The organism is Demequina litorisediminis, assembly GCF_030161615.1.
In the GTDB taxonomy this organism is placed as follows: domain Bacteria; phylum Actinomycetota; class Actinomycetes; order Actinomycetales; family Demequinaceae; genus Demequina; species Demequina litorisediminis.
This window is the reverse complement of sequence record NZ_BSUN01000001.1, coordinates 1,202,631-1,218,790: the sequence shown is the minus strand read 5'-3', so window position 1 is coordinate 1,218,790 and position 16,160 is coordinate 1,202,631. Positions and strand designations below refer to the sequence as shown.

12 protein-coding genes and 3 pseudogenes are annotated in these 16,160 nt (G+C 68.8%); 11 read left to right on the top strand and 4 right to left on the bottom strand.

The genetic code is table 11. The features are described 5' to 3' along the window. Positions 1–24 precede the first annotated feature (24 nt). From QQK48_RS07480 to QQK48_RS07470, 3 genes are read left to right on the top strand one after another with little or no spacing between them, the layout of a single operon-like run. The gene (locus QQK48_RS07480) at positions 25–1,467 is read left to right on the top strand and encodes a hypothetical protein (RefSeq protein WP_284328016.1); all 1,443 of its coding nucleotides are present in this window, start codon (positions 25–27) and stop codon (positions 1,465–1,467) included. Beyond that, positions 1,424–1,822, top strand: coding sequence for a hypothetical protein (locus QQK48_RS07475; protein ID WP_284328015.1), 399 nt, complete (start codon positions 1,424–1,426; stop codon positions 1,820–1,822). The genes QQK48_RS07480 and QQK48_RS07475 overlap by 44 nt, the downstream gene beginning before the upstream one ends. Further along, a complete protein-coding gene (locus tag QQK48_RS07470) occupies positions 1,752–6,479 on the top strand; it encodes a DUF5979 domain-containing protein (protein ID WP_284328014.1) in 4,728 nt (1,575 codons plus the stop codon). Before QQK48_RS07475 ends, QQK48_RS07470 begins: the two co-directional genes overlap by 71 nt. Positions 6,480–6,571: 92 nt before the next feature. Here the strand turns inward: QQK48_RS07470 and pgm are convergent. Further along, a pseudogene (pgm, locus tag QQK48_RS07465) lies at positions 6,572–8,254 on the bottom strand (phosphoglucomutase (alpha-D-glucose-1,6-bisphosphate-dependent)). Between the two features lie 255 nt (positions 8,255–8,509). Between pgm and QQK48_RS07460 the strand changes: the two are divergent. Genes QQK48_RS07460 through QQK48_RS07455 form a run of 3 tightly spaced genes read left to right on the top strand, consistent with a single transcriptional unit; the run spans position 8,510 to position 10,265 of the window. After that, positions 8,510–9,328, top strand: a complete 819-nt coding sequence (locus QQK48_RS07460; RefSeq protein WP_284328013.1) for a glycosyltransferase — start codon at positions 8,510–8,512, stop codon at positions 9,326–9,328. After that, positions 9,325–9,612, top strand: coding sequence for a prephenate dehydratase domain-containing protein (locus QQK48_RS19530; protein ID WP_348523523.1), 288 nt, complete (start codon positions 9,325–9,327; stop codon positions 9,610–9,612). The genes QQK48_RS07460 and QQK48_RS19530 overlap by 4 nt, the downstream gene beginning before the upstream one ends. 29 nt (positions 9,613–9,641) lie before the next feature. Beyond that, positions 9,642–10,265, top strand: a complete 624-nt coding sequence (locus QQK48_RS07455; RefSeq protein ID WP_348523522.1) for a prephenate dehydratase — start codon at positions 9,642–9,644, stop codon at positions 10,263–10,265. A gap of 64 nt (positions 10,266–10,329) precedes the next feature. On the opposite strand, the gene QQK48_RS07450 is transcribed toward QQK48_RS07455, so the two are convergent. The 3 genes and pseudogenes from QQK48_RS07450 to QQK48_RS07440 form a co-directional block, all read right to left on the bottom strand. Then, positions 10,330–10,770 carry an endonuclease domain-containing protein gene (locus QQK48_RS07450; protein WP_284328012.1) on the bottom strand — a complete coding sequence of 147 codons (441 nt, stop codon included), beginning with the start codon at positions 10,768–10,770 and terminating at the stop codon, positions 10,330–10,332. Positions 10,771–11,400: 630 nt separating this feature from the next. Further along, a complete protein-coding gene (locus tag QQK48_RS07445; RefSeq protein ID WP_284328011.1) occupies positions 11,401–11,697 on the bottom strand; it encodes a diacylglycerol kinase family protein in 297 nt (98 codons plus the stop codon). A 359-nt stretch (positions 11,698–12,056) separates the two neighbouring features. Beyond that, positions 12,057–12,299: pseudogene (locus QQK48_RS07440) on the bottom strand (diacylglycerol/lipid kinase family protein); the annotation flags it as partial. A gap of 301 nt (positions 12,300–12,600) precedes the next feature. On the opposite strand from QQK48_RS07440, the pseudogene serS reads away from it, so the two are divergent. The 5 genes and pseudogenes from serS to QQK48_RS19515 all read left to right on the top strand — a co-directional run bounded on the left by serS (position 12,601) and on the right by QQK48_RS19515 (position 16,158). Next, positions 12,601–13,875 (top strand): annotated as a pseudogene (gene serS / locus QQK48_RS07435) (serine--tRNA ligase). A gap of 159 nt (positions 13,876–14,034) precedes the next feature. After that, the gene (locus tag QQK48_RS07430) at positions 14,035–14,895 is read left to right on the top strand and encodes an HAD family hydrolase (RefSeq protein ID WP_348523521.1); all 861 of its coding nucleotides are present in this window, start codon (positions 14,035–14,037) and stop codon (positions 14,893–14,895) included. Between the two features lie 30 nt (positions 14,896–14,925). Further along, on the top strand, positions 14,926–15,096 hold the full coding sequence (locus QQK48_RS19525; protein WP_348523520.1) for a hypothetical protein: 171 nt from the start codon (positions 14,926–14,928) through the stop codon (positions 15,094–15,096). Continuing rightward, a complete protein-coding gene (locus tag QQK48_RS19520) occupies positions 15,093–15,812 on the top strand; it encodes an AGE family epimerase/isomerase (protein WP_348523519.1) in 720 nt (239 codons plus the stop codon). The genes QQK48_RS19525 and QQK48_RS19520 overlap by 4 nt, the downstream gene beginning before the upstream one ends. Further along, positions 15,769–16,158, top strand: coding sequence for an AGE family epimerase/isomerase (locus tag QQK48_RS19515; RefSeq protein WP_348523771.1), 390 nt, complete (start codon positions 15,769–15,771; stop codon positions 16,156–16,158). The genes QQK48_RS19520 and QQK48_RS19515 overlap by 44 nt, the downstream gene beginning before the upstream one ends. Positions 16,159–16,160 lie beyond the last annotated feature (2 nt).

The window sequence follows — 16,160 nt, the reverse complement described above, 5'->3', positions numbered from 1 at the left end:
CAGTACTGGGATGGCACGGCGTGGGTGTACCTCGCCGGGCCGTTCGACAATGGTGACTCGCCCCTGACGTACGACCTCGCAAGTGCGGGGGTGTCCCCCGAGGACATCCAGGGCCTTCAGTTTGTCTACGACTACGACGGTGCAGGCGACGGTTTCCCACCTGGTACGACGTTCCAGCCGAACATCGTCATGGAGTTTGACCCTGACGGCGCAGACACCGCGGCGTGGGAAGCCGGCGAGGCGGCCGTGTTCACGAACTGCACCACGGCATCGGCCGAATCCGGCGCCGTGGCTTCCGGCAACGCGGACCCCGCCTGCGCAGACGTCGACGTGCTCGAACCGGAAGACGACGGCGATGGGCCCACGATGGAGAAGACCTTCGTGAACCCCGACGGTTCGGAGGATCCGTCGATTCCCGCACGCTCGCACCAGACCACGACGGCGCGACTGGCATGGTCGACAGGCGGGGTGTCGAACGTTCGTGCGCTCACCCTCCAGGACGAGTCCGGCACACCGCCCGGGGATGCGACGGCGCTCGCGGACTCGCTCTACGACACCTTCGACCTGGTGCAGATCGGGCCCATTGACGGGTCGACGGATCCGATGATGCAGTACGACGCGATCGACGCGGTGCTGATCTCTGACGGCAACACGTGGACCGCCATCGGGCCGTGTGGCACCTTGGACGGGACGATCGATGGAACCTGTGTGGGCTCGATGCCCGCGATTACCCTCACCGCCGAGCAGCGCGCCACCACCGTGGGAGTGCAGGTCGTCTACATCGAAGGCGACCCCGGCTCGCGGGGCGGCGTTGCCCCGGTGGGTGAGGATCCCGTTCCCCCGGCTGGCTCGGGCGTCGCACGCTCCGACGAGGAGTCCGGGCGCACCCTTGACCTCACGTACCAGGTACGTGACTGGCGCCGCAGCGCGCTGCCCGATCTTGAGGCGGTCGACGGACTCGACGTCTACAACGGCGACGGGGCGGGCGTCGTCAACAACGCCGCGTCCGCAACATCGCAGTTCGACGTAGGTTCCCAGACGGTCGGGGACAACACCAACATCGTCATCGAGGACATCGACCTCGACGTGGCGACGACCAAGACCTGGGACGGGTCTCCGGTCGGTATCCCGCCTGCCGGGACGCTGCCAGTTAACTATCCGCACACTGCGATCGACCTGCGCGTCACGAACAACTCGTCCATCGTCTACGCCGACGAGCCTCACCATCGTCGACCGCGCCACGCTGAGCCGACCCACGGTCGACACCGTGGTGATGTCCGATGTCTTCGACATCGAGTCGATCGACAGCATCGCCCTGCCCACGGGTGCAGACGGGTACACGCTGACGCTCTACGACGAGGCCGGGGCCGCGGCCCTCTCTTCCGACGCCGACGGAGACCCCACGGCGTGGACGCAGGCGCAGATGGCAGACGTCGTCGGATTCACTCTTGTCTTCCACGGGCGTGATGGCGAGGCCCTGGGCGGCGCGGGCGACCCGACCACCGCTGGCATCGTCCCCAATGCCACCGGCGGCATCCGGGTCAGCCTTCAACTGCGCCAGACTGACCGCTTCCGAGGCGAGGTGATCGACGAGGCCTACCTCGTGGAGCACGGCGAGTTCGTCGGAGACCCTGAGGAACTCCGTGTTCCGGTACAAAACTCCTCCACCGGCACCGTGGATGACGCGGCGCGCAACCCCGCGGTGGACCCGACGCCACCCTCGCAAGAGGCCTCCGCCGAGGTCGAGCCTCGTGGGTTACGACATCAGCGTCGAGATCGACAAGACGTTCTCCGATCTCGACGGCGCCAACGAGAGCGATGACTATTCACAACTCGAAACCGTCGACGGGGCGCGGGACCAATTCCTGATGAACCTCACCGTCACACCCACGGGAGGCGCTCGGCCCGTCCTCATGCAGATCAGTGATCTCGACCCCACCTTCTGGAATGCGTACGAATTCGTCGGGATCGACGAGTCGTTCGCTCTGGCTCCGCCGATCGACCGGATGACGATGCAGTGGTGCACCGGGCCCGCGCTGTCGGGAGCGATGGATGGGGACATTGCCGGAGGGTGCGTGCGCACTGTCGATGACAGCAATGCCGCGGACTATTCGGGTGACCTCACGGGATCGGGCATCGTTTCGGACGTCTCCGAGGTGACCGGGACCGATCCCGCTGTGGGCCCCGACGACCCTGCCAGTGTCATCGGCCTGATCTTCACCTTCCAGTCGTTTGCCGCCTGGGAGGACCCCTGGAATCCGGTGCAGGAGATCCCGATCATCGTGCAGCGGCGCGAAACCCTACTGACCCCCGCAGGGGAGCCGGTGCCGACCAATCTGGCGGGAAATCAGGCCGCTCCCGGCGAGGACAACGCGGGAGTCACGGAGAACACGGCCCAGGGTGCGATTCGTGCGCTCCTCGGTGACGACGGATCCATCCTCGACGGCATCAACAACGTCTCGGAAGACGCGGACGCGACCGTGACGTACGAGCATTCCGTGACGGCGGCGGAGGTCGTGAAGACGCCGGACGGTGGCGAGCCGCTGAGCCTTGGTGCGCCCACGACCTTCTCCCTGTCATTCACCAACACGGGGGATACGCCGATCTACAACCCCGTCTTCACTGACACCCTGCCGGTCGACGCCGACGGCCCGATTCTTGAGATCGACACCACCCCGTATCTGACCGGCGGCAGCCCGTACGGATTCACCCTCGACTCGTCGGGCGGGGACCCTCTGCCCGCCGGCTGGACCTCGCTGCCAGAGGACGAGGCGCAGATCACCGTCACCCCGGATCCGTCGCTTGAGGGTGCGGAGACCATCTCCTTCGCGTTCCCTGACGGGACGGCGCTCGGCGTCGGCGAGACATACACCGTGACGGTGCAGATGTACGTCCGAGCGGGCTACGACCCCTCCGAGTTCTTCACCAACACGGCGTCCGTCACCGGTGATCGACCGTTCGATTACTGCGGCGAAGGCCCATTCGATCCGGACGCCGCAGAGGTTCTTGACGCATGCTCAGGCGACGCGACCAACTCGGTGGCAGAGGGTGGCGCCATACGGTCAGGCAAGTTCGTGCGTGCGGGTGGCGTCGATAGCCCCGACTACACCTTTGGTGCGTTCAACGCCTCGAACCCTGCGGCCACCTGTACGGTCAACGGTCCTGGCTACTCCGAGGGTTTCTGGACCAGCCCCTGCGTGCCGCGCACCGCTCCCGGCGACCTCGAGACCTGGCGACTCGTGCTGCGCAATACGGGCAACGTGGGTCTGACCGAACTCATTGCCGTGGACCGCATCCCCGACGTCGGCGATGGCACGGCGCTTAACCCAGCGGTGAGCCGCGGCTCGCTGTGGAAGCCGGTGCTGGTGGACTCGTACGCCGGTGGTGAGGGCCCCAGTGGAGTGGTGATCGACGTCTTCGTCACCACCGATGCGGAGCCCTGTACCGAGGTGATCTCGCACACGGGTGACTGTGACGGCGCGTGGGTGCCCGTGGATGACTACTCCGGTGACCCCGCGGCGCTGAACGGCATCATGTACATCGCGTCGATGCCCGACGACAATCCGATCGAACCTGGCGAGATCGTCGTGCTCGACGTGGAATCGACGACGCCCGCGACCGCGCCGTCGCTCACCGACCCCGCGACCGCATCGGCGGACCCCATCGCCTGGAACACGGTCGCGACCTCGGGCACCACCGAGACCGGCGCCACCATCCTCGCGACGGAAGGCAATGTGGCAGGAGTCGCGCTCGTCACCGGCGGCCTGGAGTTCTCGAAGGAGGTCTCGGGTGCGGCCTCGTCCTACGCTCCCGACGAGTTCGACGTCACGGTGGTGTGCACGTCGCTCGGCGAAGAGGTCTTCAACGAGACCTACACGGTCGCTCCGGGCGACGCCCCCGTGCAGATCGACAACCTGCCCTATGGCGCCGAGTGCACGCTCGAGGAAGGTGACTTCGGCCAGTGGACGTCTTCCGTGAGCCCCGAGACGGTGAGCATCCCGGACGGGACTGTCGATGAGCCGGTCGAGATCTCCATCAGGAATGATTACCCCGTTGCCTCGCTCCGTCTGACGAAGGAGGTCATCGGTGACGGGACCGGCTCCTCGGCAGACCCGAGCGCCGCGGGTCCCTTCACCCTTGGTGCCCTCTGCCGTTACCAAGGCGAGGTGGTCTTCGCGACGAACACGGACGACTACGCGGTCGTGGGCGCTCCCCTGATGAGCATCATGGCGGTGCCCGATATGCGTCATGAGGATTCGGTAGTGCTCGAAGGACTGCCAGCAGGCACCGAGTGCATCGCCGGAGAGCTCGACCCCGCGGACGCGGATCGGGTCGGGGTCGCGTGGGACACCGACGGCGAAGGCACCGGGACCCCTGACGGCACGCGTACGGGCGATCCCGAGGACGGCCTGGTGGTCACCGACATCTTCGTGCTGACGCCCGACGACCCTCAGGGCGAAACGCCGCCCGCGACATCGAACGACGTGCTGGTGGTGAATCAGTACGCCTCGGGCGAGCTCACGCTCGTCAAGGAAGTCGACGGCCCTGACGCTGCCGCCCACGAGGGCGACACCTTTGTCCTCGACGTCGTCTGCGTCTACGAGCGTGACGGCGAAGACGATGTGGTGACCTACGACGGTCCCGTGGAAGTCACGCCCGGCACACCTGTGACGCTCGACGAGATCATCATCGGCTCCGAATGCACCGTCACCGAACCGGCCGAGGGGCGTGGCGGTGCCGATCAGTGGGCGCTCTCGCCCGCCAATGGCGCCGACCCCACCACCGCAGTCGTGACGGTGACCGGCACCGATGACGACGCCGTCACGGTCACCGCGACGAACACCTTTGAGGCGCTCGTCGACCTCGACGTGACCAAGATCGTTGACGACACGGTGCTCACCGATGGTGCGGGAGGGATCCCCGACGTCGGGCCGTTCCCAGTCGCGGTGACTTGCGTGTACGACCCCGACGGCGCGGCCGGCACCGTCTACGACCGCGTTGTCTACGCGGCCGGATACGACGCGGACACCCCCATGGAGGCCGAACTCTCAGACGGTGACGTCTGGGTCCTGGAGGACCTCCCGACAGGCACGACCTGTACGGTCACCGAGACCGATGCTGCCGGAGCCGAATCGACGACGGTCGAGGCCGAGAACGCGACCGGCACGACGGGACCAGTTGCAGGTACCTCGACCGAGATCGTCCTGACGCCTGGCGGCATCCTCGGGGGCACCACCAACCATGTGACGTTCATCAATGCGTTCGCGACCGGTGACCTGGTGCTCACGAAGGCGTTGACGGGAGACGGCGTCGACGAACGCGGTGACGGCCCCTTCACCCTTCACGTGGTCTGCGCCTCCGACGCGTTCGGTGTCGACACCTATGAGGCCGACGTGACACTAGGCGGAAGCCTCCCCCTCACCACGACCCTCACCGGCATCCTCGCGCCCTCGGATTGCACCGTGACCGAGACCGACGCTGCGGGTGCCGACGACGTGCTCTTCACGCCGGGTGAGCCGGGAGATACGTCCGCCACCGTGGAGGTCGTCTCGGGCGCCGCCGCGTCCGCAGCGGTGACCGTTACCAACCACTTCGAGCCGTTCGCGTCGCTCGCCATCACGAAGAAAGTCGACCCGGCCGTCGTCGACGCGGACGGGAACGTGCTCGATCTCGGGCCCTATGTCGTTGCGGTCAGTTGTGTCTACGTTGACTCGGCGGGGAACGAGCGTGACGTGTACGCGGACGAGTACGCACCGCTCATCGATGGGATGCCGATGATCGTCACGCTCGACGACGGCGAGACCGTCACGCTCAATGGACTCATCGCGACCTCCACATGCACGGTCACGGAGATCGTCGACGGGGCCGCCTCGTCGACGTCCGTCACGGTCACCACGGCCGATGCGGGTCCGACGACAGGCGAGGGGACGGCGGCCGAGATCGCGCTCACCGGAGGCGTCACCAACGCGGTGCTCGTCACCAACACGTTCGCGGTGGGCTCGCTGGCGCTGGTCAAGAACGTCGGCGGCGATGGCGCCGACGCCCGCGGTGGCGGCCCCTTTGTCTTCAGCGTCCTGTGTACCTGGGACCGCGGACTCGGCGACCCGGTCACCACGTGGGACGCGACCGTCACCCTGGGGGGCGATGCCCCGCTTGAGACGCAACTCGATGGCATCGCGGCCGGCTCGGACTGCGTCGTGACGGAAACCGACACGGGAGGCGCGGATGCCACGCGACTCACGCCCGCCGGCGACTCCGACGACCAGGCGGCCGTCACCATCGGCGCAGATCAGACCGTGACGGTGACGGCCTACAACCTGTTTGATGCCGATGACGGCGCTCTGCCGGATACCGAGACCGACGGCGACGACGGCCAACTGCCCGTGACCGGCTTCGACGGGTGGCCACTGGTGATTGCCGCGGTCCTCCTGCTGGGCGCGGGCGTGGCCATCGCGATCGTGAGCCGCCGCAGGCGTTGACGCTCCCGCACCCCGCCAGATGCGAGGAGGCCCCCACCCGGGTGACCGGGTAGGGGCCTCCTCGCGCGCGCGGCGACCCCGCGCATCGGCCGCTACTCGTCGAGAGCCTCCGAAACTAGCGCCTTCGCCGCCTCCTGGACCTCGGCGAGGTGGTCCTCCGAGACAAACGACTCGGCGTAGATCTTGTAGACGTCCTCGGTGCCGGACGGGCGGGCGGCAAACCAGGCATCGGCCGTCGTGACCTTCAGGCCGCCGATGGCGGCACCGTTGCCCGGCGCCTTCGTGAGCCTTGGCCGTGATCTCCTGGCCAGCGAGTTCCGTGGCGCGCACCTGCTCGGGGAGAGCTTCGCGAGCGTCGCCTTCTCCGCCTTGGTGGCGGCGGCGTCGACGCGGGCGTACCAGGCTCTCGCCGAGGCTCGGAGGTGAGGCCCGCGTGGATCTGCGACGGGGTGGTGCCGGTGGCGCCCGTGATCTCCGACGCCAGCAGGCACAGCAGCAGGCCATCCTTGTCGGTGGTCCACACCTTGCCCTCGCGGGTCAGGAACGAGGCTCCCGCGGACTCCTCGCCGCCAAAGCCCACCTCCCCGCTCAGCAGCCCCGGGACGAACCACTTGAACCCGACCGGGACCTCCTCGACCGGGCGGCCGAGCTTGCGTCCCACGCGGTCGATGAGGCTCGAGGACACGAGCGTCTTGCCGATGCGTGCCGCGCCGGGCCACTGCGGACGCGCGCCGCCGTACAGGTACGAGATCGCGGCCGCGAGGTAGTGGTTGGGGTTCATGAGGCCGCCGTCGCGGGTGACGATGCCGTGGCGGTCGGAGTCAGCGTCGTTACCCGTGGCGATGTCGTACGGAGCGTCGCCGCCCTCCATCAGGTGACGCAGGCTCGCCATGGCCGACGGCGAACTGCAGTCCATGCGGATCTTGCCGTCCCAGTCGAGCGTCATGAAGCGCCACGTGGGGTCCACGTTCGGGTTGACCACGGTGAGGTCGAGCCGGTGCTCCTCGCCGATGGCGCCCCAGTAGTCGACGGCGGCGCCGCCGAGCGGGTCGGCGCCGATGCGCACGCCGCCATCACGGATCGCATCAAGGTTGATGACCGCGGGCAGGCTCCGCCACGTAGGCAGCCATGAAGTCGTAGCCGGACACGTTCGCGGCCTTGCGTGCGCGCTCGTAGGGGATGCGCTTGACGTGCTTCCAGCCGCCGCCGGCCATGATCTCGTTCGCGCGGCGAGCGATCCAGCCTGTCGCGTCCGAGTCGGCGGGGCCACCGTGCGGAGGGTTGTACTTGAAGCCGCCGTCACGCGGGGGTTGTGCGACGGGGTCACCACGATGCCGTCGGCGAGGCCCGGGCCCGAGGTGCGCAGACCCTGAGGGCTCGCTGCGCCGTTGGCAACGAGGATCGCGCGGCTCACCGACGGGGTGGGCGTGAACTTGCCGCGGGCGTCGACGCGCACGTCCACCTCGGCGGCGGCCAGCACCTCGATCGCGGTCTCCGCGGCAGGGCCCGAGAGCGCGTGCGTATCGATGCCGAGGAAGAGCGGGCCATCGGTGCCCTGCGCCTTGCGGTACTCGACGATCGCGGCGGTGGTCGCCACGATGTGGGCCTCGTTGAACGCCGTATCGAGAGAGCCTGCCGCGGTGGCCGGACGTGCCGAAGACCACCTGCTGCTCCGGGTTCGCGGGATCGGGGACGAGGTCGTAGTAGGCGCCGAGGAGGGCGTCGACGTCGATGAGGTCCTGGGGCTGGGCGGGAGTTCCTGCGCGCTCATGCATGGGTCTTACTCTTCCACCGCAACCGCCCCTGCGGCAACGGCGAAGGTCCCTGAGAGTTGAGTTAGGGATTCCTCACAATCTCCTCAAGAGTTCACCAAGGCACCTGGTGGGCGCACTAGGCTTGGAGTCGTGGTTCCAGCGCGTGCGTCGTCCCCGTCGCCGTCGGCCGAAGACGGCACCGACGGCACGCCTACGCGTGCCCGGAAGGCGACAGGTGCATCGGCCCGTCGCCAGGGCGCGTCCCACGAACCGACCGTGCGTCACGTGCGGCCGCGCATCACGCGAGCGCGCCGCGCCACCGTCCCCGAGGATGACCTGCACGTCGCCGCCGCGCTGATCGTCGCGCACGACTGCGCGCGCCGCATCGCGGCCACCGTCCGTGCCGCCCTCGCGATCCCCGGCGTCGACCTGGTGCTCGTGGTGGACGACGGCTCCACGGACAACACTCAGGAACTTGCCCGCAAGGCAGGCGCGGTGGTGGTCAGGCATTCCCACCCGCGCGGCCGCACCGCATCGGTCGAGACGGGCGCATCGGTCATCGCGATGCGCGATGAGCCGGGGCGGGAGCCGCGCGCCATCCTGCTGCTGCCCGGCATCGTCGGCCACTACGCCGTCGGCGCCGCTCCGCTGGTGGCGGCCGTCACCGAACACGTGGCCGACCTGGTGGTGGCGAGGGCCGATGGCCGCGCGCGCGTCGAGGGCCCCAGCACCAAGATCGCTCGAGTCGCCGTCGAGAAGGCGTCTGGATGGACGCCAGAGGAGCCTCTCGGGCCCGTGCGCTGCCTCACCCGTGACGCGCTCGAGGCGGCCATGCCGCTGGCCCGTGGAGCGGGGCTTGAGGTCGCGATGACGCTCGACGTGCTCCACGCGGGCCTGACGGTCACCGAGGTGCAGTGCGACCTCGGCGACGTGCCGCGCTCCGGCTCGCTCGGCACCGGCCGTGCCCGCGTGTCCCGCTACCGTGATGTGGTGATGGCGATCAGCGCGCGCCGCATGCGTGGCGCGTTGTCATCGACACAAGCCGCCATCGGCTCCCGCATTCCGGGCCGTGGCGAACCGGAGGAGGACGAGTGACCGAGCCGCCCCGCTACGCCTATCTGGGACCGGCCGGCACCTTCACCGAGGCCGCGCTGCGCACGCTCGTCTCGCCGGACGAGGCCGAGTATGTGCCCTGTGTCGACGTGCTCACCGCACTCGGCGCGGTCCGCTCGGGAGAGGTTGACTACGCGGTCGCCGCCATCGAGAACACGGTCGAGGGAGGCGTCACCGCGACGCTCGACACCCTCGCCAGCGGCGAGCCTCTCATCATCCTCGGTGAGACGGTGCTGCCCATCGCCTTTGAGCCTGCTGGTGCGTGAGGGCACCGAGGCTCGCCGACATCACTGCGGTGAGCGCGCACTCCCACGCCTGGGCGCAGGTGCGGCGCTGGGCGAATGCCACCCTTCCTCGCGCCGAGTTCGTGAGCGCCACCTCCAACGCCGCGGCCGCAGTCACGCTGGCCGATGCCTCGCGCCCGGCCGCATCGCTCGGATTCGAAGCCGCGCTGGCCCCGCCAGGCACGGGCGCCGCGCTCGGCCTGACCGTGCTCGCCGACCGGGTCGCCGACAACACCAATGCCGCCACGCGGTTCGTCAAGGTGGGGCGTCCCCAGCCGGCAGGCGAGCCGACCGGTGCGGATAAGACCACCCTCGTGGTGCACCTGCCTGGCGATGACGCAGGCGCGCTCCTGCGCATGCTTGAGCAGTTCGCGGTGCGCGGCGTCAACCTGTCGCGCATCGAATCGCGGCCCATCGGCGACCGTCCCGGCGAGTACTCGTTCTCCATCGACGCCCTGGGACACGTGGCGGAGGCGAGGGTCGCGGAGGCGCTCGTGGGCCTCAAGCGCACGTGCCCGGTGGTGCGGTTCCTCGGCTCGTACCCTGCCGCAGACCGCGCGGTGACCCCCGTCGAGGTCGACAACACCGACGAGGCCTTCACCCGAGCCCACTCCTGGGTCCAGTCACTCCTCTAACCGTCAAATGGATCCATTTGGTGCGCCTAAGCCGCTAGATGAGACAAAACGCACCGCAGGGACGCTAGAGATTCTCGGTGCGTGAAGCGACCGCCGCCAGTGCGCGGTCGCGGCACCACGCCGGGCGGCGCGTGATGTCCTCCCACGTGAACCGGATCACCGCGTACCCGGCCGCCACCAGAAGTGCGTCGCGCTGGAGATCACGCCGCCGTTGTGCATCATCCGAGTGATAGCGCGCGCCATCGAGTTCGATTGCTACTCGTGCTCCTCGATGGAGCATGTCGGGATGCAAGGTGACACCGTTCGCCACCCGCACCTCGCCCTGCCGCTCCCACTCGCGCCACTCCTGCCCCACGAAGACCTCCGTCGCAGCGATGTGCTCGAGCACCGTGGTCGCACCGCTGCCACTGAGCGCGAGCAGGTCCAGCATCTGAGCCTCGATGAGGCAGTCTGCCGTGTGCGTCGATTCGACTTCGTAGCCGCCCACGATCCACGGGTGCGTCACGGAGAGCATCGAGCATGAGACCGCGCCGGCGCGACGGGGCGGCGGTGCGCCATGCCACGACGAGCGAGTCCTCAGGTGAGGTGACGGGGATGCTGGCGACGGCATCGACCATCCAAACCTGGTCTGTGCGGAGGACGTCGACGTAATGCGGTCGCGCGAGTCGCACGTCGCGGGGGAGCGCTACGTCGACCCGGGTCGCGTTGGCCTCGGTCCAGCCCCACAGGTGAAGGGCGGCGCGGCCAGTGATGAGACCGTGTGGCGCCATCCATTGCGCCACCGCTTCGAGGCGTTGACCCAGATCCGTGGCGTGCTCGCGGTGGGTGTAAATGCCGGGCGCGAGGCGAATTGCGAACCCGAGTCGGATGGCCTCATTCAGGGTGCGGCGGCTCCATTGCGCCTCGAGCCTCGGCGCGGGGCCACGGGCGTCCCGAATGATGGAGGGCCGCGCTGAGGGCGCCGACGGCGGGTGCGGAGCGACGTCGGGTCATGGCTCGCCACGGTAGGCGCATGGCCGATGCGGTGGCCGGACGACCGGTCAAGTTGTGGATAACTGCCGGTGGCTGCGATCCCTCGCGGTGGATTTTGTCTCATTTGGGGCCTTAGACGCACCAAATGGATCCATTTGACGGATTAGGGGTGGGTGCCGACCGGTACGCGGATCAGGAGCGCTCCGGGCTGGATGCGGCCGTGGATGCGCTGTGCGCGACCCAGGGACTCGCCGTCGACCTGGACCCGCTGGGGGTTCTCCATCTCGATGGTCACCGACCGGCCGCGACGATGGTCGATGCGCGAGGTGCGCCACGTGCGCAGCAGTTCCGTCTGCTTGATGCCGGCGCCCTGGGCCACCACCGAGCCGAACAGTTCGGTCCAGCCCACGAGCCCGCCGCGCGCATCGAGCGTGGCGATGTCGAGTTCGCCGTCGGACACCGACGCGTCTGGGATGAGCCTGGAGCCCGCCGGGCAGCCTTGCCCGCGTTCGCGAGGAGCACGGTTCGCATCTCGGTCTCGACTCCCTCACCGTCGTCGACCGCCACGGTGGCCTTGATGCGCTTGTCGCCCAGGTGCTCCACGGCGGCAAAGAAGTACGCCAGCCACCCCAGGCGCTTCTTCAGCACGGGGTCCGCCCCGGCGACCATCTCCGCGTCGATGCCTGCACCAGCCATCACCAGGAAGAGGTGCGAGCCGTCGTCTCCGTGCCCGGGGAACGCGCGCTCCACGTCGAGCCAGCCCACGTCTACGCGCGCCTCGGCGCCCTCCAGGACTGTGCGCAGCAGCGCACCCATGTCCGTGAGCGGGAGATCGAGGTTGCGTGCGAAGAGATTGCCGGTGCCGAGCGGAATGATGCCCATCGCGACGTCTTCGCCCGCGAGCGCCTCGGCCACCGCACGCACGGTGCCGTCTCCGCCCACGGCGACCACCACATCGGCCCCCGCCTCGATGGCGTCGCGCGCCTGCCCGGTGCCGGGATCGGCCTCGGTGGTGTGGAGCCACATCGGCTCGGGCAGGTAGCGGATGGCGCACGCCCGCATGGCACGCTCACGCAACTCGGCAGTGCCGTCCTTGGTCGGGTTGACCACGAACGCCACCTGCGCGCGGCGCTCGGCGTCGCCGGTGAGCGCGCCGCCTGCCGGGCCGGGCACCGCGGGCGTGATCCGCAGGGTGCGCCGCCAGAATCGGGGCACCGCGAGCGGGTCACGTCGACCCAGATGCCTGGCGATCGTCACCGTCAAGGTGAGCGCGACGATGGCGAGCAGCAGCGCCACCACGGACAGCACGATCACCCACACCATGGTCAGAGCCTAGCGAGAGTGCCCCGTTAGACTCCGGATCATGATCGACCTCAAGTTGCTGCGCACCGACCCCGACGTCGTGAAGGCCAGCCAGCGATCGCGCGGAGACGACCCCGCGATCGTGGACGAGGTGCTTGAGGCGGACGCCCAGCATCGTGCCGCGCTCGCCGACTTCGAGGCCAAGCGCGCCGAGCAGAAGGGCCTCGGCAAGCCTGGTGGCCCAGGCGCAGGGTGAGGAGAAGCAGGCGCTTCTCGCCCGTACCAAGGACCTTGCCGCGGCGGTCAAGGAGGCACAGGCGACGGCCGATGCCGCGGCCGCGCGGGCAGTGGAGCCTCGCCCGGTCGCTTGGCAACATCCCCGAGCCCGGAGTGCCGTCGGGCGGCGAGGACGACTTCACGGTGCTGCGCCACGAGGGAACTCCGCGTGACTTCGCCGCCGAGGGCATTGAGGTGAAGGACCACCTGGCGATCGGCGAGGGTCTCAAGGCGATCGACATGGAGCGTGGCGCGAAGGTGTCGGGAGCCCGCTTCTATTTCCTCACGGGCATTGGTGCGCGCCTCGAGCCTCGCGATCCTCAATGCCGCGATGAACCTGGCCTACGAGCGCGGCTTCTCGCCGACGATCACGCCCACGCTGGTGCGTCCCGAGACGATGGCCGGCACGGGCTTCCTCGGCAAGCACGCGGAGGAGATCTACTACCTCGAGCGCGATGACATGTACCTGGTGGGCACGTCCGAGGTGGCGCTCGCGGGGTATCACGCCGACGAGATCATCGACCTGACCGATGGCCCCAAGCGATACGCCGGCTGGAGCGCCTGCTACCGCCGCGAGGCGGGGTCGGCGGGCCGCGATACCCGCGGCATCATTCGCGTCCACCAGTTCCACAAGGTCGAGATGTTCTCGTACGCCCACGCGGAGGATGCGGCCGCCGAGCACGAGCGGTTCCTGTCCATCGAGGAGGAGATGCTGACGGCCCTCGAGTTGCCGTACCGCGTCATCGACACGGCGGCGGGCGACCTCGGCTCGAGTGCGGCGCGCAAGTTCGACTGTGAGGCGTGGCTGCCGAGCCAGGAGCGGTGGATGGAGGTCACGTCGACCTCGAACTGCACTACGTACCAGGCGCGTCGTCTGAACATTCGCGAGCGTGTGGAGAAGGGGACCACGGCCGTGGCGACCATCAACGGCACCATCGGCACCACCCGCTGGCTTGTGGCGCTGCTGGAGAACCACCAGCAGGCCGATGGCTCGGTTTACGTTCCCGCGATCCTGCGCCCGTACCTGGGTGGGGTCGAGTACCTGCAGCCGGTCGCCTAAAGAGGTTCGCCACTGTCCTGGTGGCCCGTTTCGCGGCACCAGGGCGCTCGAAGTGTCGCAAATGCGGCCATGTGCGGCGGCAGGGGTGTGCAGACGGGCGGCCGGGGTGAGAGCGGGACGGGGGCCGGAGAGGGCGTCACGCTGTCGTAGGCTCGTGGCATGACGCCGGCCCCCGAGGACATGCGACCGCCGCTGGAGAATGACGCGTGGGGGATGGTCGGACTCGACATCGACGGCACCCTCATGCACTGGGGCGGCGACATCTCTCCGGCCGTGATCCGCGCCGTCGAGCAGGTGCGCATGTGCCGCAACCATGTGATCCTCGCGACGGGCCGCAACATCCTTGGCACCCTGCCCGTCGCGGAAACCCTGGGCATCCGACGCGGCTGGGCCGTGTGTTCCAACGGCGCCGTCACCATTCGCCTGAACCCCGCGACGCCGGGGGCTACGACATCGTCGAGACCGTCACCTTTGACCCGCGTGCCGCACTGGAGTTGGTGCGCAGGGAGATGCCCGATGCGGTCGTGGCCGTGGAGGATCTGGGCGTCGGCTTCCGCGTCAGCCAGGAGTTCCCCATGGGTGAGCCTTGTGGGGCGTCAGCGGGTAGTTGAGGACCCGGAGGAGTTGGCCGCGGGTGAGGCAACCCGCGTCGTCATTCGCGCCCCCGGCGCGGACGTGAGCCATTTCGACGACCTGGTGCACCGCATCGGCCTCTCGGACGTGACCTACGCCGTCGGCTTCGACGCGTGGCTCGACCTCACCCCTCCGAACGTCTCGAAGGCGTCGGCGCTCGAGCACCTGCGTCAGCAGTTGGGCGTCTACCCCGACCACACGGTGGCCGTCGGTGACGGCAACAACGACATCGAGATGCTGCGCTGGGCCGGACGTTCTGCGGCCATGGGTACCGCGCCTCAGCAGGTCAGGGACGCGGCCGATGAAGTGGTCGGCTCCGTGCAGGAGGACGGCATCCTTGCCGTCCTGGAACGCATGATCGACCCGGACCGGCTCGCCGTCCTGTAGCACCGGGCCCCGCATCGCTACGCTGACGCCATGGCTTGGTTGACCTCACCGTCTCACCACCGTTGGCTCGAGGCGGAGTCCTTGCGTCTCATCGACTTTGCGCGCGCGTCGCAACATCAAGATGGCGGTTTCGGCATGCTCGGCGCCGATGGTGCGCTCGATGCGGATGCCGACGTCGAGTATGGGTCACCTGCAGGATGACGCACTGCTTCGCGCTGGCCTCGCTGATGGGTGTCCCCGGTGCGGGACCGCTCGTGGATCACGGTCTCGACGCGCTCACGGGACGGCTCCGTGACGCCGAGCACGGCGGTTGGTTCGCCGCCGTGGGTGCCGATGGCCCCACGAACACTGCGAAGGAGGCCTACGGTCACGCGTTCGTGATCCTCGCCGCTTCCTCCGCGGTCGCCGCGGGACGGCCCGAGGCGCAGGACCTGCTCGACGAGGCGCTCGCGATTCACGCCGAGCGGTTCTGGGACGAGGAAGCAGGGATGAGCCGCGAGGCCTTCGCCCGTGACTGGTCCGACGTCGAGGACTACCGCGGCATCAACGCGAACATGCACACCGTCGAGGCGTACCTCGCGGCATCGGACGTGACGGGCGACAAATCACTCCTGCAGCGTGCGGCTCGGATCGTTGAGCGTGCCGTGCACGTCTTTGCCCGCGAGCAGGAGTGGCGTCTGCCTGAACACTTCGATGCCGAGTGGCAGCCGCTGCTCGATTATCACGAGGACGAGCCCGCGCACCCCTTCCGTCCGTACGGCGCGACCATCGGGCACTGGCTCGAGTGGGCGCGCCTCACGCTGCAGGTGGCGACATCGCTTCAGCAGTCGGGGCTCGAGCCGCCCGCGTGGATGCGCGAGGACGCCGCCGAGCCTGTACGCCGCGGCCATCCGCGAGGGCTGGCACGTCGATGGTGAGGCCGGGTTCATTTACACCGTCGACTGGGAAGGCAAGCCCGTGGTGCGCGAGCGCATGCACTGGGTGATCGCCGAGGCCATCGGCGTGGCCGCCGCACTGTGGCGCGCCACCCGCAAGCCCGAATACGCGGCCGACTACGAGCGGTGGTGGGACTTCGCAGGCGCTCACCACCTCGACACTGTGCAGGGCTCGTGGTGGCACGAGCCGGCGCCGGACCTCTCAGTCAGCGGCACTGTGTGGCCCGGCAAGGTGGACGTCTACCACGCCCTTCAGGCGACCCTCCTGCCCCGCCTGCCGGTGTCCCCGGCGCTCGCGGCCTCGCTTGCCGCAGGCAATCTCGACTGAGC

Bases quoted from the DNA above. Each gene is read 5' to 3' on its own strand.
- QQK48_RS07430 (WP_348523521.1), top strand. From the start codon at position 14,035: ATGACGCCGGCCCCCGAGGACATGCGACCGCCGCTGGAGAATGACGCG.
- QQK48_RS19525 (WP_348523520.1), top strand. From the start codon at position 14,926: ATGGCTTGGTTGACCTCACCGTCTCACCACCGTTGGCTCGAGGCGGAG.
- QQK48_RS19520 (WP_348523519.1), top strand. From the start codon at position 15,093: ATGACGCACTGCTTCGCGCTGGCCTCGCTGATGGGTGTCCCCGGTGCG.
- QQK48_RS07475 (WP_284328015.1), top strand. From the start codon at position 1,424: ATGGCAGACGTCGTCGGATTCACTCTTGTCTTCCACGGGCGTGATGGC.